Raw genomic sequence first — 19,422 nt, 5'->3', positions numbered from 1 at the left:
CGCCGATCGCGGATGAGGACGACCGATGACAGGACGCATAACACGCTGGGCCGCCTGCCTGCGCATTCTCTGCGCGGTCGCCCTGCTGTTCGTCGGTTTTGCCCACCAGCCGGCCTCGGCCACCGCGCCGACGGCGCTGGAACTCACGCAATACGTGCTTCCCGACGGCACCCTGCCGGACATCTGCCTCAACGACATGGTGGGCGGCAAGGCCAAGCATGTGGGGCCGGTGAAGTGCGAGGCCTGCCGCATCGGCAGCGCCATGCTGATGCCGGCGCCGGCCGATCTCGACGGCGCCGTGCTCGCCTTCCGCCGCCTTGCCGCGCTCCCCCTCGTCGAGGAGGCGTTGCGCCCGCGGCGCGAGCGTCCCGGCGCGCCACCCCGCGCGCCTCCCTTCCTGTCCGCCTGATTGTTGCGCCCGCACGCCGGTTCGCCGCCGTGTGCCGAAAATCCAGCCTGACAGGACCCTTGCATGTCCGTGATTTCCGATGCGCCGGCCGTTGCCGCCGCCCAGCCCTCCGCGCTCGCGCAGCGCCTCTACCGCGCCATCTGGCGATGGCACTTCTTCGCCGGCCTGCTCGCCGTGCCCTTCATGATCAGCCTTGCCGTCACCGGCGGGCTCTATCTGTTCAACGACGAGATCGACGCCAGCCTCTTCCGCTACCGCAACTATGTCACGGTCGGCGGCGCCGAACTGCCGCCCTCGGCCATCGTGGAGAAGGCCGTCGCCGCCGTGCCGGGCGGAACGCTCTCCTCCTACCGCACGCCGGCCGGCGCGGACCGCTCCGCCCGCGTGACGGTCTCCACCGGGGCCGGCAAGGTGCTGGTCTTCGTCGATCCCTATGACGGCGCCGTCCTGGACACGGTCGGCGCGAAGGAGGAGTTCAACCAGGTCGTGGAGGACCTGCACAGCCTCGATTATTTCGGCACCGCCTGGGAGCGCATCATCGAGGTCGTCGCCGGCTTTGCCGTCGTGCTCGTGCTCACCGGCATCTATCTCTGGTGGCCGCGCAGCCAGACGGGCGGCGTCGTCAGCGTGCGGGGCACGCCGGCAAGGCGCGTCTTCTGGCGCGATCTTCATGCCGTCACCGGCATCTTCGCCAGCGTGCTCATCCTGTTCCTCGCCTTCAGCGGCCTGTTGTGGACCGGCTTCTGGGGCAGCAAGGTCAACGGCTATCTCACGGCGAACGGCATGGGCTATCCGGCCGAGCTGTGGGACCGGGTGCCGCATTCCATGCTTGTCACCAGCGATGTCCTGCCGAAGACCGCCTGGCTGATGGAGAACGCGCCGGTGCCGGCCTCGACGCCGCCGGGCGAGGGGCAGGTGGCGCTGCCGCCCATCGGCCTCGACAATGCCGTGACGATCGCCAATGCCGCGGGCATGCTGCCCGGCTACGACCTTTCGCCGTCCGCAGGCGAGACCGGCGTCTACACGGCGGCGATCTATCCCGCCGACCTGCAATACGAGCGCACGCTGCATATCGACCAGTATACCGGCGAGCGCCTCGTCGACACCGCCTATGCCGACTATCCGGCGACGGGCAAGCTGATCGAATGGGGCATCAACGTGCACAAGGGGCAGGAATGGGGCCTCTTCAACCAGCTCCTGATGCTTGCGACCTGCCTCGTCGTCATCGCGATGAGCCTGTCGGCCGTCGTCATGTGGTGGAAGCGCCGGCCGAAGGGCCGCATCGGCGTGCCGCCCGGCCCGCGCGGGGGGCGCATCTATCTCGGCCTGTGGGCGATCGCCGCCATCTTCGGCGTGCTCTTCCCGCTGACGGGCCTCACAATCCTCGCCATGATCCTCCTCGACCAGTTCGTCATCCGCCTCGTGCCGCCGCTGCGGCGCCTCTTTTCCTGAACGCAAAGCCAGAAAGGATTTTTTCCATGAAACGCATTCTCGCCTCCTTCGTCGCCCTGGCGCTCTCGGCCTCGGCCGCCTTCGCCCACGACTTCACCCTCGGCAGCCTGGAGATCGACCACCCGGCCTCCCGGGCGACGCTGCCCGGCCAGCCGGTCGGCGGCGGCTTCATGACCATCACCAACAAGGGCACCGAGGCCGACCGCCTCGTCTCCATCACCGCGCCGGACGTGTCCGACGACGTGCAGCTGCACGAGATGGCCGTCGAAAACGACGTGATGAAGATGCGCCAGCTGCCGGACGGCATCGAGATCCCGGCCGGCGCCACGGTCGAGCTGAAGTCCGGCGGGCTGCATGTCATGTTCATGCGCATCAAGCACCCCTTCAAGGAAGGGGAGAAATTCAAGGCGACGCTGACCTTCGAGAAGGCCGGCGCGATCGACGTGGATTTCACGATCGGGGCCGCCAGGCCCGGCGCCGGGCAGGGCAACGGCGCTGCTGCCGGCCACGGCGGCCACGGCGGCTGAGGCCCGGGATCAGCGGATGAGGGAGCGATGCGGCGCTGCCCCCTCATCCACCATGGCGCCTCTCCGTTCGGGCAGGAAGAAGAGACGCGTTTCGGGACGGGCTCAGCCCGTCCGGTTCCGTTCGATCGTCAGGTGCGCGAAGGTCGAGCCATCCCTCGCGAGGTCCCCGGTGGTGCGCTCGTTCCAGCGGTAGCCGGCAATCGCGCCGTTCGGGGTGTCCTCGAAGATGTTGCCGGAGATGAGGGCCGAGCCTGCCTCCTCCACGACGGTCACGGCGCAGCCGACCGGGCTGCGGCGCACCAGGTTGCCGTTGACGACGAGGCCGCGCATATAGGGTCCCCAGCCGAGCATCAGCCCCCATTTCGGGGCGTTCTCCACGGTATTGCCCGAGACGACCGTATCGGCCTCCACTGCGATGCCGATGCCGAAGCCCGCGCCGTCGTGGATATAGGGGCCTTCGAGCCGGAGGTTGCGCACCACGTTGCCGGTGACGGTCGCAAGCCGCCCGCCCTCGTCGAAATTGACGATGAGGATGCCGCTGGCGGCGCCGTCGACGAGGTTGCCGTTGACGAGCGCGCCCTCGAAGCCGAATTCGGAATAGATCGCAGCCTCGCCGCTGTCGAGACAGGTATTGCCGGATATCTGCACGTTCGAACCTGCATTGGCGCGGATGGCGGAAAAGGCGCAGCCGGAAACATGGTTGTTGCCGATCATCACCGCGTCGGCACGGAAGACGTTGATGCCGTTGCCGTATTGGCCGGTGCCGCCGCTGGTGGCGGAAATGCGGGCGATGCGGTTGCCCGAGACGATCGTGCCGTCGTGGCCCTTCTCCCAGCGGTGGATCAGGATGCCGCCATTGCCGCAGTCGAAGACGTGGTTGCCGGTGACCGACAGGTCGCGGCTCTCCACGGCATAGAGCGCGTATTCCGCAGCGCCCGAAAGCCGGCTGCGCTCGATGCGCCCGCCGCAGCGCTGCAGGCTGACCGCCGTCTTGGAGGAGCCCTGGATCTCGCAGTTCTCGATCGTCACATTGGCGACATTGCTGAAATGTACGAGGCCGTCGACCGTATCGCCGAGCCAGCGGTTCGCCCCGTCGATGACGAGGTTGGCAAGCTCGATCCGGCCCGCGCCGTCGGCGGCGAAGAGGTGGCCGTCGCCGCCATAGACGATGCGGGTGGCGCCCGGCACGCCGGTGAGGCGCGTATTGTCGGGCAGCGTGATGTTGGAGACGGCATAGTCGCCCGGCGGCAGGAAGACGGGCATGTTCTTCGCCGCCGCCTCCTTCAGCAGCTTGGCGAAGGCCTTGCTCCTGCGGTCGTCCGCGCCGGGGCGGATGCCGTGCGCCGAGGCGTCGATGCTGCCCCGGAGATCGACATCGACGACCGGCAGCCGCTGCGTGCGGGCGAGTGCCGGGGGGATGCCCGCCGCGCCAAGGCCGAGGCCCGAGAGAAATAACCGTCTGCTAACCATGAAAGCTCCTTGCCCGTCAGGGAGCAGGAAGCGTGCCAGATGGTTTTGTGCCGGAACGGAACAGCCGGATGCTGCGCGCCAAGGTTGCCGCAGAGGGGCGGTAAGGCCCGGATCGACAGCATTTCGCCGGTTTCCTTTAGGGTTGGATAACGACTCTAGGTGTACCATCGGGCATTCCGAAAGGGAGGCGGCTGACAGCGCCCTTCCTTGCGCTTGGAAATTGCAGGGGTTCATGTCGACGAAACTGTCTCACCTTGACAACGAAGAGGTCGATGCAACGGCACGATTGATGTCCGCCGGCCAGCGCCTGATCTGCGAGGCGACGCGGCTCTTTCCGCTCGCCTCCGCGCAGGGCGAGCGCACGATCTGGCTCGAAGCGATGATCGACGAGGTGCCGGACTACCTCTTCTTCAAGGACAGGAACAGCCGCTTCGTCGTCGCCAACCGGGCGATCGTCGACGACAACCGCCGCGAGGGGCTGGAAAGCCTGGAGGGCCTCTCCGATTTCGACATCCACCCCGAACATGTCGCCCGCGGCTTCTTCGAGACCGAGCAGGAGATCATCCGCACCGGCCGTCCCATGCTCGACATGGAGGAGCTGATCCGCGATTCCGCGGGCAGGCTCAAATGGCTGCTCACCTCGAAGCTGCCGGTGCGCAGTGCCGAGGGCGACGTGATCGGCCTCGTCGGCGTCTCGCGCGACATCACCGAGCGCAAGCGTTCCGAGAGCCTGCATGTCGGCCAGGCGCATCTGTTGAAGATGATCGCGCTCGGCGCGCCGCTGGTCGACGTCTTCTCCTCCCTCATCCTGCTGATCGAGGCGCATGTGCCGGAAGTCACCGGCTCGATCCTGATGCTCGCGGCCGATGGCAAGCATATCCTCAACGGTGCCGCGCCCAATCTCGACCCCGCCTACAGCCAGTTGATCGAGGGGATCGAGATCGGCCCGAAGGTCGGTTCCTGCGGCACCGCGATGTGGCGCGGCGAGCCCGTCATCGTCTCCGACATCCAGACCGATCCGCTCTGGGAGGACGCCAAGGCGCTCGTCGCGCCCTACGGCTTCCGCGCCTGCTGGTCCTCGCCGATCCATTCCTACCAGGGCAAGGTGCTCGGCTCCTTCGCGCTCTATTCGCGCAGTCCCGGCGAGCCGACGGCCGAATGCCTGAAGCTGGTCGGCATGGCGACGCACATTGCCGGCATCGCCATCGAGCGCAAGGAGGCGGAGGACAGCATCCAGTTCATGGCCCATCACGACACGCTGACGGGCCTGCCGAACCGCAGCATGCTCGACGAGCGCGTGGCCTCCGCCATCGAGGCGGCCGACGAATGCGGCGGCGGCATGACGCTCGCCTTCCTCGATCTCGATCATTTCAAGCTGGTCAACGACAGCCTCGGCCACCATGCCGGAGACGAGCTGCTGAAGATCGTCGCGGCGCGGATGCTGCGCTGCGTGCGGGCGAGCGACAGCATCGTGCGCCTCGGCGGCGACGAGTTCGTCGTGCTCATCAACGGCGCGATGCGCAAGGGCGAGAGCGTGGAGGACCGGCTGCGCGCGGTGCGCGAGGCGATCGCCGAGCCGGTGCTCATCGAGGGCCGCTCCTTCCAGGTCACCTGCAGCATGGGCGTCGCCGCCTATCCCGAGCACGGCCGCAACGCGACCGAGCTGCTGGCCCGTGCGGACGCCGCCATGTACCGGGCCAAGGAGATCGGCCGCGATGCCATGCAGGTCTTCACCGCCGAGCTGGCCAACCGGGCGCATGAGAAGCTGGAGCGCCAGGAGGAACTGCGCCGCGCGCTCGCCCACGGCGAGCTTTTCCTGCAGTACCAGCCGCAGATGGACCTTGCGACCGGGCGCATCTTCGCCGTCGAGGCGCTGATCCGCTGGCGCCATCCCGGGCGCGGGCTGATCGGCCCGGGCGATTTCATCCCGCTTGCCGAGGACACCGGCCTGATCGGCCCGATCGGCGACTGGACGCTGCGCGCCGCCTGCCGGCAGAACAAGGCCTGGCAGGAGAGCGGCCTGCCGCCCATCGTCGTCAGCGTCAATGTCTCGGCCCGCCAGTTCCAGGAGAAGGACTGGGTCGAGCGCGTCGCCGCCGCCCTCGCCGAAAGCGGGCTGGAGGCGCGCTATCTGGAACTGGAATTGACCGAAAGCCTGATCATGCAGGACGTGCAGCAGGCGGTGGAGACCATGCACCGGCTGGAAAAGCTCGGCGTGCACCTTGCCATCGACGATTTCGGCACCGGCTATTCCAGCCTTGCCTCGCTGAAGCGTTTCCCCGTCGGCCGCCTCAAGATCGACCGGTCCTTCGTGCAGGACCTGCCGGACGACGGCGACGACGCGGCCATCGCCCGCGCCGTCATCTCGCTGGCCCATACGCTGCAGTTGCGGGTGATCGCCGAGGGCGTGGAGACGCGCGAGCAGGTCGACTTCCTGCGCGAGGCCGGCTGCGACGAGATCCAGGGCTACTACCTCTCCCGCCCCATCGACGCCCGCGCCCTCCAGGCGATCCTCTGCATTCCCAATCTCTAATAATCCCTGTGGTTCGGGTCCTTCCGCTCTTGACAACACTATGTTGATATCAACAGTAGGGACATGACCGACGAACCCTTGATTTCCTACGAGACGACCCTCTTCGTGCGCGATACCTGCCTGTGCCTGCATGCGCAGCGCGCGGCGCGGGCACTGGCCCGGCGTTTCGACGATGCCCTGCGTCCCTGCGGGCTCACCAACGGCCAGTTCTCGCTGCTGATGGCGCTGAACCGCCCGGAGCCGCCGCCGATGGGCCCGGTCGCCGCCGTGCTCGCCATGGACCGCACAACGCTGACGGCCGCGCTGAAGCCGCTGGAGCGCCGCGGCCTCGTCGCCGTCGAGGCCGACCCGCGCGACCGGCGCGGCCGGCTCCTGCGCCTGACGGGCGAGGGGCGCCGCCTGCTGACGCAGGCCTTCCCGGTCTGGAAGGAGACGCACGAGAAGATCGACCGCCAGCTCGCCGCCGTCGACATGGCCGCGCTGCGCGCCGGCATGCTGGCGATCGCCTGAGTGGACGCCCGGCGCGGCAGCCCCCGTTTGAAGCGTTCCGTGCGGGTGGATCCTCGGGTCGAGCCCGAGGATGACGGTGGGGAGGAGGGGCTTCCAAGCGCATTGACCGGTGCGGCAGGGGAGCCGTCGCGTCGGTTCGCCTTCACTCCCCTTCTTGCGTCATCCTTGGGCTCGACCCGAGGATCCACCCGCACGGCACGCCGCCGACGGCTGCCACTGGCACCGCGCACAAAACCCTCTATCTTCCCCCGCATGAAGCCAGACCAGCTCCTCCATCCGGCGCCCGCCGGCCTTTATTGCCCTGCCGGCGATTTCTACATCGATCCCGTCCGCCCCGTGGCAAGGGCGCTGATCACCCACGGCCATTCCGACCATGCCAGGGCCGGGCACGGCGCGGTGCTGGCGACGCGCGAGACGCTCGACATCATGGGTATCCGCTATGGCGCGGATTTCTGCGGCGCCATGCAGGCGGCCGCCTTCGGCGAGCGCATCGATCTTTCCGGCGTCACCGTCTCCTTCCATCCCGCCGGCCATGTGCTCGGTTCGGCGCAGATCGCGGTGGAGCGCGGGGGCCTCACCATCGTCGCCTCCGGCGACTACAAGCGCGGCGCGGACCCGACTGCAACGCCCTACGAGCCGGTGCCCTGCGACGTCTTCATCACCGAGGCGACCTTCGGCCTGCCGGTCTTCCATCATCCCGAGCCGAAGGGCGAGATGGGCAAGCTGCTGACCTCGCTCCGCCAGTTCCCCGAGCGCAGCCATCTTCTCGGCGCCTATTCGCTCGGCAAGGCGCAGCGCGTCATCCGCCTCTTGCGCGATTGCGGCTATGACGCGCCGATCTACATCCACGGCTCGCTCGCCCGTCTCTGCGATTATTATGTCAGCCGCGGCATTGCGCTCGGCGACCTGCGTCCCGCCACGACGGAGAGAAGCAGCCCCGCCGATTTCCGCGGCGCCGTCGTTGTCGGCCCGCCCTCGGCCTTCGCCGACCGCTGGGCGCGCCGCTTCAACGAGCCGCTCGTCGCCTTCGCCTCCGGCTGGATGATGGTGCGCCAGCGCGCCAAGCAGGGCGGCGTCGAGCTGCCGCTCGTCATCTCCGACCATTGCGACTGGCCGGAACTGACCGGGACGATCCGCGAGCTCGCGCCGCGCGAGGTCTGGGTGACGCATGGCCGCGAGGAGGCGCTGGTGCGCTGGTGCGAACTCGCAGGCATCCCGGCCAGGCCGCTGCATCTCGTCGGCTATGAGGATGAGGGGGATTGAGGATGCAGCCCGCTTGTCCTTCGCCGGTTCCGTCTTCGGGGCCGCAACACCCCCCTCTGCCCTGCCGGGCATCTCCCCCACAGGGGGGAGATCGGCAAGAAGCAGGAGCCTTGCTCGATCAGCAGCGCCAGCGATGGGCAAAACGTTGCTCCATCCAATCTCCCCCCTTGAGGGGGAGATGCCCGGCAGGGCAGAGGGGGGGGCCACAATGCACGCCCTGACCACAAACCCATCGCACCCAGCCGGAAGGCACTCCCCATGAGAGCCTTCGCCACGCTCCTCGACCGCCTCGTCCTCACCCCTTCGCGCAACGGCAAGCTGACGCTGCTCGCCGATTATTTCCGCGACACGCCCGATCCCGACCGCGGCTACGGCCTTGCCGCCATTGCCGGCACGCTGGACTTGAAGAGCGTCAAGCCGGCGCTCTTGCGCGAGCTCGTGCTGGAGCGCATGGACGAGGTGCTGTTCCGCTATTCCTACGACTATGTCGGCGACCTTGCGGAAACCATCGCGCTCGTCTGGGACGAGGAGCGCAAGGAGCGCGTGCCGGATGAAGCGCAGCCCCGGCTCGGCGCCGTCGTTTCCCGCATGAACGCGCTCGGCCGTACGGAGGTGCGCGGTGCGGTGCGCGATCTCCTCGACCGGCTCGATCCCTCCGCCCGCTTCGCCTTCCTCAAGCTTGCGACCGGCGGCCTGCGCATCGGCGTCTCCGCCCGCCTCGCCAAGCAGGCGCTGGCCGATTTCTCCGGCAGGGATGTCGTGGAGATCGAGACGCTGTGGCACGGGCTGTCGCCGCCCTACGAGCCGCTCTTCGCCTGGCTGGAGGGCCGGGCGGACCGCCCGGTGCTCGCCACCCCCGCCATCTTCCATTCCGTCATGCTCGCCAATCCGGTGGGCGAGGGGGATCTCGACGCGCTCGACCCGGCCGATTTCGCCGCCGAATGGAAATGGGACGGCATTCGCGTGCAACTCTCCGCGGCAGGCAGCACGCGCCGCCTCTATTCCCGCTCCGGCGACGACATCTCCGCCGCCTTCCCGGATGTGCTGGAGGCGATCAATTTCGAGGGCGTGGTGGACGGCGAGCTGCTCGTCGGCGGCACGGCGCGCATGAACAGCCCGACGCGCACCTTCTCCGATCTCCAGCAGCGCCTCAACCGCAAGACCGTCACCGCGCGCATGCTGGAGGACTATCCCGCCTTCGTGCGCGCCTATGACGTGCTGTTCGAAGGCGAGGCGGATGTGCGCCCCGAAAGCTTTTCCGACCGCCGCGCCCGCCTCGGCGAAATGATCGAGAAGGCGCCGCACGACCGTTTCGACCTGTCGCCGCTGGTGCCCTTCGGCTCCTGGGCCGAACTGGAGACGATCCGCCGCGATCCGCCCGATCCGGTCATCGAGGGGGTGATGCTCAAGCGGCTCGACAGCCCCTACCAGGCCGGCCGCATGAAGGGCCCGTGGTTCAAGTGGAAGCGCGATCCCTTCAACATCGACGCCGTCATGATGTATGCCCAGCGCGGCCACGGCAAGCGCTCGAGTTACTATTCCGACTTCACCTTCGGCGTGTGGACCGATGGCCCTGACGGTCCCCTGCTGGTGCCCGTCGGAAAGGCCTATTTCGGTTTCACCGACGCCGAGCTCGAAGTGCTCGACCGCTATGTGCGCAACAACACGACCGACCGTTTCGGCCCCGTGCGCGCCGTCAGGGCCGAGCCCGGCTACGGCTTCGTGCTGGAGGTCGCCTTCGAGGGCATCAACCGCTCCACCCGCCACAAATCCGGCGTCGCCATGCGCTTCCCCCGCATCGCCCGCCTGCGCCAGGACAAGCTGCCCGCCGACGCCGACCGGCTGGAGACGCTGATGGCGATGGTGGAGGCGAAGGAGGGCTAGCTGCCGGTAGCACTGCTCGTGCCGTATCCGAAGAGCATCGAAACCCAGAAGAAGAAGGTGAAGGCGAGCAGTGCACCGCCGACGATGATACCGGCCGAGAACGTGTATTTTCGGCCGAGAACGACAACGGCGACAGCCGGCGCGGCGACGATCATCACAAGATGCCAGACGTGGAAGTAGATCGGGATGTGCGGGGAGCCGAAATTGTAGTGGTTCACCGTTGCCGCAAAGACCCAGGCTGCGACGATCGCCGACAGGAATGGCCAGGCCAGACCGGCCAGCAAAATCCCGTATCGTCGATGGAGCCGCCAGGCTTCAGGGACAGTGACCAGAAGACCAAGGGCTATTCCTGCCCACGCCACAAGCGGCATCTCAAAGCCCCAGCGCCGAAAGATCCGGTCCGAGCGGCACGATGCCGTTCGGGTTCAGCGACTTGATCGAATGGTAGCCGTGCTTGATATGGTCGATGCTGACCGTCTCGCGCACGCCCGGCAGGTCTAGCACGCGCTTCGCATAGGCCGAGAGCGCCGCATAGTCGGCAAGCCGCCGCAGGTTGCACTTGAAGAGGCCGTGATAGGCGGCATCGAAGCGGACGAGGGTGACGAAGAGGCGGATGTCGGCCTCCGTGAAGGCCGTGCCGGTGAGGAATGGTCCGCCGGCGGCAAGGCGTGCCTCCAGCTCGTCCAGCATGGCGAAGACGCCGTGGAAGGCCTCCTCGTAGGCGACCTGCGTGGTGGCGAAGCCGGCGCGGTAGACGCCGTTGTTGAGCGCGGGATAGATACGTTCGTTGAGCATGTCGATCTCGCCGCGCAGGGCCTGCGGATAGAGGTCGACGCTTTCATCCGCCAGCGCGCCGAAGCCGCTGTTCAGCATGCGTATGATGTCGGCGGATTCGTTGTTGACGATCGTCCTCAGCACCTTGTCCCAGAGCACCGGCACGGTGGCGCGGCCGGTGAAGGTGGGGTCGGCGCGGGTATAGAGCTCGTGCATGTAGGTCGCGCCGTTGAGGTCGTCGCGGTTTGCGCCCGGATAGTCGCCGAAGCGCCAGCCCTGGTCGGTCAGCGCCGGCTCGACGACAGAGACGGAGATCACGCCGTCGAGCTTCTTCAGCTTGCGGGCGATCAGCGTGCGCGAGGCCCAGGGGCAGATCAGCGCGACATAGAGCTGGTAGCGCCCGGTCTCGGCCGCAAAGCCGCCGTCGCCCGTCGGGCCGGCGCGGCCGTCGGGCGTCACCCAGTTGCGGAAGCTCGAAACCTGCCGCACGAAGCCGCCCTTGGCGTCCTTCGCCTGGACGGGCTGCCAGTCTTCCGTCCATTTGCCGTCGACGAGCATCGCGTTCCCCTCGTTTCGGTTGAAGTTGCCGTCCGGGATAATCCGCGCGCGCGAAAACGGCAATTCTCCCGGCGATTGACACAGCGTTCACAAAGCGGCCCCGCCGTGGCCGGGCGGCGACAGGGCGGCGAAAAGCGGGCGCGCAAGCCTGAGGCCAGCCGCAATTGCCACAATTGTGGCAGGGTTATGGACCTAATTTGCCGCTCGTTAGTTAGTGATTCAGCCTCTCGCCCCATTCTACGTTTCCGCACAACGGATTTTGACGATCTCCATGACCGACACCGCGCTCTCCCGCCGCCGCTTCCTACAGTTCACCGGGCTTGCCATGGCAAGCGGCCTGGCCGGCTGCACCTCCTCGATGAATACGGACCGGTTCCGCTACGAGACCCGGCCCTATTTCCGCAATCCCGCGCTGGAGGGCCGGCCGGAATATATCGAGGGCGCCCGGCCGCCGAGCGGGCTCCTGCCGGAATCGTCCTACTACGCCTCGATCTACGGTCCGGTCTTCGACGGCGGCTATCAGGTGCCGGCGGTGCCCTACCAGCAGATCGACGCGCGCTACTACCGACAGGAGGTCGAAAGCCCGTTCGGCGAGCGACCCGGCACGATCATCGTCGACACAGGCAACCGCTTCCTCTACCTCATCCTGCCGAACGGCCGTGCCATGCGCTATGGCGTCGGCATCGGCCGGCAGGGCTTTTCCTGGTCGGGCCGCGGCGTCATCCAGTGGAAGCAGGCCTGGCCGAAATGGACGCCGCCGGACGAGATGGTTGCGCGCCAGCCCGAACTCGTCAAATACTCCGCCGCCAACGGCGGCATGCCCGGCGGCCTCAACAACCCGCTCGGCGCGCGCGCGCTCTACATCTTCCAGAACGGCGAGGACACGCTCTACCGCCTGCACGGCTCGCCGGAATGGAAGTCCATCGGCAAGGCCGTCTCCTCCGGCTGCGTGCGCATGCTGAACCAGGATGTCATCGATCTCTACGATCGCGTGAAGGGCAAGGCGCCGATCCTGGTGATCTGAGGCGGGACACCCCCCTCTGCCCTGCCGGGCATCTCCCCACAAGGGCAGGACTGTCGCATATGGAAGGAAACCCGTTGCCTCCTTTTCCTTCTCCCCCGCGGGGAGAAGGTGCCGGCAGGCGGATGAGGGGGATGGCGAAGGCGCAAAGGCTCGATCCGAGCCACCCCCTCATCCGACCCTTCGGGCCACCTTCTCCCCGCGGGGGAGAAGGGGATGTGCGGCATCGTCGAACTTCATATGAGTAGCCCCCTTGTGGGGTATGCGCCCTAGCCCGCCGCCGGCGAGATCAGGTGGGCGCCGTCAAGCCGCGGCAGGTCGCCGGTGGCGACGGCCTTGCCGCCCTGCATCCGCACCTTGCCCTCCGCGACGAGCCGCAGCGCCAGCGGATAGCTCAGATGCTCGACCGTCAGAACGCGCGCGGCGAGCGTCCCGGCCGTGTCGTCCGGCAGGACGGGAACCGCGGCCTGCACGATGGCCGGGCCTTCGTCCATGCCCTCGGTCACGAAATGCACCGTGCAGCCGGCGATGCGCATGCCCGCGTCGAGGGCGCGCTGGTGCGTGTTGAGGCCGGGGAAGAGCGGCAGGAGGGATGGGTGGATGTTGAGGATGCGGCCTTCATAGCGGCTGACGAAGGCGCCGGAGATCAGGCGCATGTAGCCGGCAAGGCAGATGAGGTCGGGCGAGAGCGCGTCGAGCGCCTCGATGATGGCCGCCTCGTGGGCCTCCTTGCTGGCGAAATCCCTGCGCAGGAAGGCGCGGGCCGGAATGGCGAGCGCCTCCGCCCTGGCCAGCCCGCCGGCCTCCGCCTTGTCGGAGAACACGGCGACGATCTCCGCCGGGAAGTCCGGGTCCTCGGCGGCCTTCGCCAAAGCCAGCATGTTGGAGCCGCCGCCGGAGATGAAGGCGACGACGCGCTTGCGGGTTCCGCTCATAGGGCGAGCGTGCCCTTGTAGATCGTGCCGGCGGCGCCCTCTTCGCGCGCGACCATGCGGCCGAGGCGGAAGACGGTTTCGCCCTCGCGGATGAGGACAGCGGCGACCTCGTCGGCCTTGTCGGCGGGAACGACGGCGATCATGCCGACGCCGCAGTTGAAGGTGCGCAGCATTTCCGTCGCCGCCACGCCGCCCGTCTTTGCAAGCCAGGAGAACACGGCCGGCGCCTTGACGGCGGCAAGGTCGATCTCGGCGGCGAGATGCTTCGGCAGCACGCGCGGAATGTTTTCCGGGAAGCCGCCGCCGGTGATATGCGCCAGCGCCTTGATGGAACCGGTCTCGCGGATCGCTTTCAGGAGCGGCTTCACATAGATCTTCGTCGGCGTCAGCAGCGCCTCGCCGAGGCTCTTTTCAGCGTCGAACGGCGCGGGCGCGTCCCAGGCGAGACCCGAGAGCGTCACGATCTTGCGCACCAGCGAATAGCCGTTGGAATGCACGCCCGAGGAGGAAAGGCCGAGGATGACGTCGCCCTCGGCGATATCGCCCGAGGGCAGGAGCCGGCCGCGTTCGGCGGCGCCGACGGCAAAGCCGGCAAGGTCGTAGTCGCCGTGCGAATACATGCCCGGCATTTCCGCCGTCTCGCCGCCGATGAGCGCGCAGCCGGCCTGGCGGCAGCCTTCGGCGATGCCTTCGACGATCGCCGCGCCCTGGTCGGGGTCGAGCTTGCCGGTGGCGAAATAGTCGAGGAAGAAGAGGGGTTCGGCACCCTGCACCACGAGGTCGTTGACGCACATGGCGACGAGGTCGATGCCGACCGTGTCGTGGCGGTTCGCGTCGATGGCGATCTTCAGCTTGGTGCCGACGCCATCATTGGCGGCGACGAGGACGGGATCGGTGAAGCCCGCCGCCTTGAGGTCGAACAGGCCGCCGAAGCCGCCGATCTCGCCATCGGCGCCCGGGCGGCGCGTCGAGCGCACGGCCGGCTTGATCTTCTCCACCATCAGGTTGCCCGCGTCGATGTCGACGCCCGCATCGCTATAGGTCAGACCGTTCTTTCCCGACTGGCTCATGGCTCTCGTCTCCGGCTTGAGGCCCGCTTGAGGCCTGCTTGGCGCTTGTCGCGCCCGATTGGCATGGCGGGGGATGAAGTGCAAGCGGAATGCCGGGAATGCGGGGATTTTTTCACCGGTTTGCGAATGAAAGCGGGTTGCCGCGGACACCCCCCTCTGCCCTGCCGGGCATCTCCCCCACAAGGGGGGAGATTGGATGGAGCATCGTTTCGCCCCTCATTAACGGTGCAGTTCGGGCAAGGTTCGCGCTTCCTTCCGATCTCCCTCCTTGTGGGGGAGATGCCCGGCAGGGCAGAGGGGGGTGAGCCACAAACTCACCCAAACTATGGGGAAACCGAGGAAAACACCGCTGCATTCCCCCACCACCCCGCCGAGCCTTGACCTTCCTCGTCCCCGCATCCTATCTCCTCAAGCAACACGGTGACACAAGGAAAGAGCGCGATGGCAGCCCATATCAGCGGCGCGGGACTGAAGCGGCAGGTGGTCTTCTGGCTCATCGCGCTCGGCTTCCTCCTCATCTTCCTTCTGGTGTTCAGCGATATCCTGCTGCCCTTCATCGCCGGCATGGCGCTCGCCTATTTCCTCGATCCGGTCGCCGACCGGCTTGAGCGCTGGGGCCTCAGCCGGCTGATGGCGACGGTGGTCATCCTCATCGCCTTCATCATCCTCTTCGCGCTGTCCCTGATGATCGTCATCCCGCTGCTGGCCACGCAGGCGGCGGATTTCCTGGAGAAGCTGCCGGGCTACGTCACCCAGCTGCAGGAGCTGGTGGCGAGCTTCAACCCCGACCTGCTGCCCACCTGGGTCAGCAGCCAGATGGGCACGATCAAGCAGAGCTTTTCCTCCATCCTCGCCGAAGGCGCGGGCTTCCTCGGCACGGTGTTCAAGCAGCTCTGGAACTCCGGCATGGCGCTGGTCAACATCGTCTCGCTGCTCGTCATCACGCCGGTCGTCGCCTTCTATCTCCTGCTCGACTGGGACCGCATGATCGCCAAGGTGGACAGCTGGGTGCCGCGCGACCATGTCGCCAACGTGCGCCAGATCGCGACCGAAATGGACGCGGCGATTGCCGGCTTCGTGCGCGGGCAGGGCTCCATCTGCATCATCCTCGGCCTGTTCTACGGCGTCGGGCTCTCCTTCGCCGGCCTCAATTTCGGCCTGCTGATCGGCCTCTTCGCCGGCCTCATCAGCTTCATCCCCTATGTCGGCTCGCTGGTCGGCCTGGTGCTGGCGGTGGGCGTCGCCGTCGTGCAGTTCTGGCCGGACTACTGGATGGTCGTGCTTGTCGCCGTCATCTTCTTCGCCGGCCAGTTCGTCGAGGGCAACATCCTGCAGCCCAAGCTCGTCGGCTCGCGCGTCGGCCTGCATCCGGTCTGGCTGATGTTCGCGCTGGTCGCCTTCGGCGCGCTCTTCGGCTTCGTCGGCCTGATGATCGCCGTGCCGGCGGCCGCCGCCGTCGGCGTGCTTGTCCGCTTCGGCCTGCAGCGTTACCTTGACAGCGACCTTTATTATGGGGCGAGCAAGCCCGTCCTGCTCGAAGAGAGCACGCCGGAGGAATGACCGGCGGCAAGGCCGCGCCAGGCGGAGCGGCGTCCGCCCGGACTTGCGCCAGAACGAAGAGTTGGTATCCGAGTAGCACCATGACATCGCGCAAGACAGCCGAACAGTTGCCGCTGGCCTTCGGGCACGACCCCGCGACGGGGCGTGACGACCTTCTGGTCGCCGAGCCGGTCAATGCCGCCGTGGCGATGATCGACGCCTGGCCGCACTGGCCTTCGCCCGTCGTCGTCATCGCAGGCCCCGTCGGCTCGGGAAAGTCGCACCTTGCCGCCATCTGGCGCGAGAAGGCGGGTGCCGAGATCATCGAGGCGAAGGCGGGCAGGGGCGCCGAGGCGGCCGCCGAGCGCGGCCCCGTGCTCATCGAGGACGCCGACCGCGCCGGTTTCGACGACCGCGCGCTCTTCCACATCATCAACAATGTGCGCCAGCACGGCCACACGCTGCTGATCACCAGCCGGCTGTGGCCGATGTCCTGGCCGGTCGAGCTGGCGGACCTGCGCTCGCGCCTGAAGGCCGCGACGGTGGTGGAGATCGGCGAGCCGGACGACGAACTGCTCTCGCAGGTCATCATAAAGCTCTTCGCCGACCGCCAGCTCTTCGTCGACGAAAGGCTCGTCGCCTATATCGTCGCGCGCATGGAGCGCTCGCTGGAGGCCGCCCAGACGCTCGTCGAACGCCTCGACCGGCTGGCGCTCGCCCGCGGCAGCCGGATCACCCGCACGCTGGCGCAGGAAGTGCTCGGCGAAATGGTCGGCGGCGAGGAGTGAGCCGGAGAGTTCAAGCCGGCATCCGGTGATCCCCCTCTGGCCTGCCGGTCATCTCCCCCTCAAGGGGCAGGGCTATCGCCCATGGAGGGAAACCGTCGCCCCATCCCCTTCTCCCCCGCGGGGAGAAGGTGCCGGCAGGCGGATGAGGGGGGTGGCGATGGTGCAAAAGCTCGATCCGAGCCACCCCCTCATCCGACCCTTCGGGCCACCTTCTCCCCGCGAGGGAGAAGGGGAGAGCGGCGATGCCGCATTCCACGACAGGTGATTGTCTTGTCCTCAGGGCGGGATGGCCTGCCTGCCAGAAGGAACATCCGGCGATTGCTCGGCGAATTCCACCGACCCCGGATTGACTGTCACAGTTCCGTCGTCAAACTGCGCTAAGCGGTTCGGGGAAAAGTGGAAATCGGTTTCCGTCCGAACCCGCGTGGAAAGCATGCGGCCGATCTGGCGGCAAAGTGGGGCGGACTCTCCAATGGATACAGCGACTTCGGAACATGCGCAGGAAAAGCCTGTCGAGCAGGTGCCGCCGCCGGAAGGGGCGAGCGCCGATGTCGCGGCCCTGATGGCAAGCCCCGAACGCTTCATCAACCGCGAATTCTCCTGGCTGCAGTTCAATCGCCGCGTGCTCGAGGAAACGCTGAACACCGCCCATCCGCTCCTGGAGCGCGTGCGCTTCCTGTCGATCTCGGCCGGCAACCTCGACGAGTTCTTCATGGTGCGCGTCGCCGGCCTCGAGGGCCAGGTGCGCCAGGGCGTCGGCATCCGCAGCCCCGACGGCAAGACCTCGGCCGAGCAGCTCGACGATATCCTCAAGGAGATCGACAATCTGCAGATGGAGCAGCAGGCCTCGCTTGCGGTGCTCCAGCAGTACCTCGCCAAGGAGGATATCCTGATCGTCCGCCCGACCGCGCTCACCAGCGACGACAAGGTCTGGCTGCAGCAGGAATTCACCCAGTCGATCTTCCCCGTGCTGACGCCGCTCTCCATCGACCCGGCGCACCCGTTCCCGTTCATCCCCAATCTCGGCTTCTCGATCGGCCTGCAGCTGGAAAGCACGACGGGCAAGGAGCCGATGACGGCGCTGCTGCGCCTGCCGGTGGCACTCGACCGCTTCATCCGCCTGCCCGACGCCAAGGGCGCGATCCGCTATATCACGCTGGAGGATGTCGTCGGCCTCTTCATCGGCAAGCTCTTCCCCGGCTACATCGTGCGCGGCTCGGGCACCTTCCGCATCATCCGCGACAGCGATATCGAGGTGGAGGAAGAGGCCGAAGACCTCGTGCGCTTCTTCGAGACGGCGCTGAAGCGCCGCCGCCGCGGTTCGGTCATCCGCATCGAGACCGATTCGGAAATGCCCGAATCGCTGCGCCGCTTCGTCGTCGGCGAACTCGGCGTGCCGGACAACCGCGTCGCCGTCCTGCCCGGCCTTCTCGCCCTCAACACGCTGTCGGAAATCGCCAAGGCGCCGCGCGACGATCTTCGGTTCGAGCCCTACAATGCCCGATTTCCCGAACGCGTCCGCGAACACGCCGGAGACTGCTTCGCCGCCATCCGCGAAAAGGACATGGTCGTCCACCACCCCTACGAAAGCTTCGACGTGGTGGTCCAGTTCCTTCTCCAGGCTGCGCGCGATCCTGACGTTCTGGCGATAAAGCAGACGCTCTACCGCACCTCCAACGACAGTCCGATCGTGCGCGCGCTGATCGACGCGGCCGAGGCCGGCAAGTCGGTGACGGCGCTGGTGGAATTGAAGGCCCGCTTCGACGAGGAGGCGAACATCCGCTGGGCGCGCGACCTGGAGCGCGCCGGCGTGCAGGTCGTCTTCGGTTTCATCGAACTGAAGACCCATGCCAAGATGTCGATGGTCGTGCGCCGCGAGGAGGGCAAGCTGCGCACCTACTGCCACCTCGGCACGGGCAACTACCACCCGATCACGGCGAAGATCTACACCGACCTTTCCTTCTTCACCTGCAACCCGACCATCGCCAGCGACATGGCGAACATCTTCAACTTCATCACCGGCTACGGCGAACCGGAGGCCGGCATGAAGCTCGCCTTCTCGCCCTATACGCTGCGCCCGCGCATTCTCCGCCACATCGAGGAGGAGATCGCCCATGCGAAGAACGGCGCGCCGGCGGCGATCTGGATGAAGATGAACTCGCTGGTCGATCCCGACATCATCGACGCGCTCTACCGCGCGAGCCAGGCGGGCGTGGAAATCGACCTCGTCGTGCGCGGCATCTGCTGCCTGCGTCCGCGGGTTCCCGGCCTTTCCGACAATATCCGCGTCAAGTCCATCGTCGGCCGCTTCCTCGAACATTCCCGTATCTTCTGCTTCGGCAACGGCCACGGGCTTCCCTCGGACAAGGCGCTGGTCTATATAAGCTCCGCGGACATGATGCCGCGCAACCTGGACCGGCGAGTCGAGACACTCGTGCCCTTGATCAACCGGACGGTGCATGAGCAGGTTCTCTCGCAGATCATGCTGGGCAATCTCATCGATAACCAGCAGAGCTACGAGATTCTTGCGGACGGAACGTCCCGGCGCATGGAAGTGCAGCCCGGTGCCGAGCCGTTCAACGCTCAGCACTACTTCATGACCAATCCCAGCCTGTCCGGCCGGGGTGAGGCCCTGAAGTCCAGCGCACCGAAGGCGATCGCGGGCTGGCAAGGCCGCCGGAAGAAGTAA

General features: G+C 67.1%; 16 protein-coding genes. 11 read left to right on the top strand and 5 right to left on the bottom strand.

The genetic code is table 11. From position 1 onward, the window contains the following. The first annotated feature begins 25 nt into the window (after positions 1-25). From MUU56_RS30520 to MUU56_RS30510, 3 genes are all read left to right on the top strand, one after another. Positions 26-409 carry a hypothetical protein gene (locus MUU56_RS30520; protein ID WP_245082315.1) on the top strand — a complete coding sequence of 128 codons (384 nt, stop codon included), beginning with the start codon at positions 26-28 and terminating at the stop codon, positions 407-409. A gap of 72 nt (positions 410-481) precedes the next feature. Continuing rightward, positions 482-1,861 carry a PepSY-associated TM helix domain-containing protein gene (locus MUU56_RS30515; protein ID WP_398432548.1) on the top strand — a complete coding sequence of 460 codons (1,380 nt, stop codon included), beginning with the start codon at positions 482-484 and terminating at the stop codon, positions 1,859-1,861. Positions 1,862-1,887: 26 nt separating this feature from the next. Continuing rightward, positions 1,888-2,388 (top strand): copper chaperone PCu(A)C, encoded by a 501-nt coding sequence (locus MUU56_RS30510; RefSeq protein ID WP_245082308.1) that lies wholly within the window; start codon positions 1,888-1,890, stop codon positions 2,386-2,388. A 102-nt stretch (positions 2,389-2,490) separates the two neighbouring features. Here the strand turns inward: MUU56_RS30510 and MUU56_RS30505 are convergent, their stop codons facing one another. Then, positions 2,491-3,858, bottom strand: a complete 1,368-nt coding sequence (locus tag MUU56_RS30505) for a TIGR03808 family TAT-translocated repetitive protein (protein WP_245082305.1) — start codon at positions 3,856-3,858, stop codon at positions 2,491-2,493. Positions 3,859-4,090: 232 nt separating this feature from the next. On the opposite strand from MUU56_RS30505, the gene MUU56_RS30500 reads away from it, so the two are divergent. From MUU56_RS30500 to MUU56_RS30485, 4 genes are all read left to right on the top strand, one after another. Beyond that, positions 4,091-6,391, top strand: a complete 2,301-nt coding sequence (locus MUU56_RS30500; protein ID WP_245082302.1) for a putative bifunctional diguanylate cyclase/phosphodiesterase — start codon at positions 4,091-4,093, stop codon at positions 6,389-6,391. A gap of 63 nt (positions 6,392-6,454) precedes the next feature. Then, positions 6,455-6,901 (top strand): MarR family winged helix-turn-helix transcriptional regulator, encoded by a 447-nt coding sequence (locus MUU56_RS30495; RefSeq protein ID WP_245082299.1) that lies wholly within the window; start codon positions 6,455-6,457, stop codon positions 6,899-6,901. 252 nt (positions 6,902-7,153) lie between these two features. Then, positions 7,154-8,164, top strand: coding sequence for a ligase-associated DNA damage response exonuclease (locus tag MUU56_RS30490; RefSeq protein ID WP_245082296.1), 1,011 nt, complete (start codon positions 7,154-7,156; stop codon positions 8,162-8,164). Between the two features lie 258 nt (positions 8,165-8,422). After that, entirely contained in the window at positions 8,423-10,048 is a 1,626-nt protein-coding gene (locus MUU56_RS30485; protein WP_245082293.1) for a cisplatin damage response ATP-dependent DNA ligase, read from the top strand. On the opposite strand, the gene MUU56_RS30480 is transcribed toward MUU56_RS30485, so the two are convergent. Together MUU56_RS30480 and MUU56_RS30475 are read right to left on the bottom strand one after the other, a co-directional pair. Continuing rightward, complete coding sequence (locus MUU56_RS30480) at positions 10,045-10,332, bottom strand: hypothetical protein (RefSeq protein WP_245082289.1); 288 nt, start codon at positions 10,330-10,332, stop codon at positions 10,045-10,047. The two genes, MUU56_RS30485 and MUU56_RS30480, sit on opposite strands and share 4 nt — an antisense overlap. Before the next feature lie 88 nt (positions 10,333-10,420). Further along, positions 10,421-11,380 carry a glutathione S-transferase family protein gene (locus MUU56_RS30475; protein ID WP_245082288.1) on the bottom strand — a complete coding sequence of 320 codons (960 nt, stop codon included), beginning with the start codon at positions 11,378-11,380 and terminating at the stop codon, positions 10,421-10,423. A gap of 271 nt (positions 11,381-11,651) precedes the next feature. On the opposite strand from MUU56_RS30475, the gene MUU56_RS30470 reads away from it, so the two are divergent. Then, the gene (locus tag MUU56_RS30470) at positions 11,652-12,404 is read left to right on the top strand and encodes a L,D-transpeptidase (protein ID WP_245082286.1); all 753 of its coding nucleotides are present in this window, start codon (positions 11,652-11,654) and stop codon (positions 12,402-12,404) included. 266 nt (positions 12,405-12,670) lie between these two features. Here MUU56_RS30470 and purN read toward each other — a convergent pair whose 3' ends face one another. Together purN and purM are read right to left on the bottom strand one after the other, a co-directional pair. Beyond that, the gene (gene purN / locus MUU56_RS30465; RefSeq protein ID WP_245082284.1) at positions 12,671-13,336 is read right to left on the bottom strand and encodes a phosphoribosylglycinamide formyltransferase; all 666 of its coding nucleotides are present in this window, start codon (positions 13,334-13,336) and stop codon (positions 12,671-12,673) included. After that, positions 13,333-14,406, bottom strand: coding sequence for a phosphoribosylformylglycinamidine cyclo-ligase (purM, locus tag MUU56_RS30460; protein ID WP_245082282.1), 1,074 nt, complete (start codon positions 14,404-14,406; stop codon positions 13,333-13,335). The genes purN and purM overlap by 4 nt, the downstream gene beginning before the upstream one ends. A 441-nt stretch (positions 14,407-14,847) precedes the next feature. Here purM and MUU56_RS30455 point away from each other — a divergent pair, with 441 nt between their 5' ends. The 3 genes from MUU56_RS30455 (at position 14,848) to MUU56_RS30445 (ending at position 19,422) form a co-directional block, all read left to right on the top strand. Further along, the gene (locus MUU56_RS30455) at positions 14,848-15,966 is read left to right on the top strand and encodes an AI-2E family transporter (RefSeq protein ID WP_245082280.1); all 1,119 of its coding nucleotides are present in this window, start codon (positions 14,848-14,850) and stop codon (positions 15,964-15,966) included. Positions 15,967-16,046: 80 nt separating this feature from the next. After that, positions 16,047-16,733, top strand: a complete 687-nt coding sequence (gene hdaA / locus MUU56_RS30450) for a DnaA regulatory inactivator HdaA (protein ID WP_245082277.1) — start codon at positions 16,047-16,049, stop codon at positions 16,731-16,733. Between the two features lie 472 nt (positions 16,734-17,205). Beyond that, positions 17,206-19,422: an RNA degradosome polyphosphate kinase gene (locus tag MUU56_RS30445; protein WP_245082274.1), complete on the top strand. Its 2,217-nt coding sequence runs from the start codon at positions 17,206-17,208 to the stop codon at positions 19,420-19,422.

The sequence above is a fragment of the Shinella yambaruensis genome, assembly GCF_022899355.1.
In the GTDB taxonomy this organism is placed as follows: domain Bacteria; phylum Pseudomonadota; class Alphaproteobacteria; order Rhizobiales; family Rhizobiaceae; genus Shinella; species Shinella yambaruensis.
This window is presented reverse-complemented; position numbering and strand designations above follow the sequence as displayed.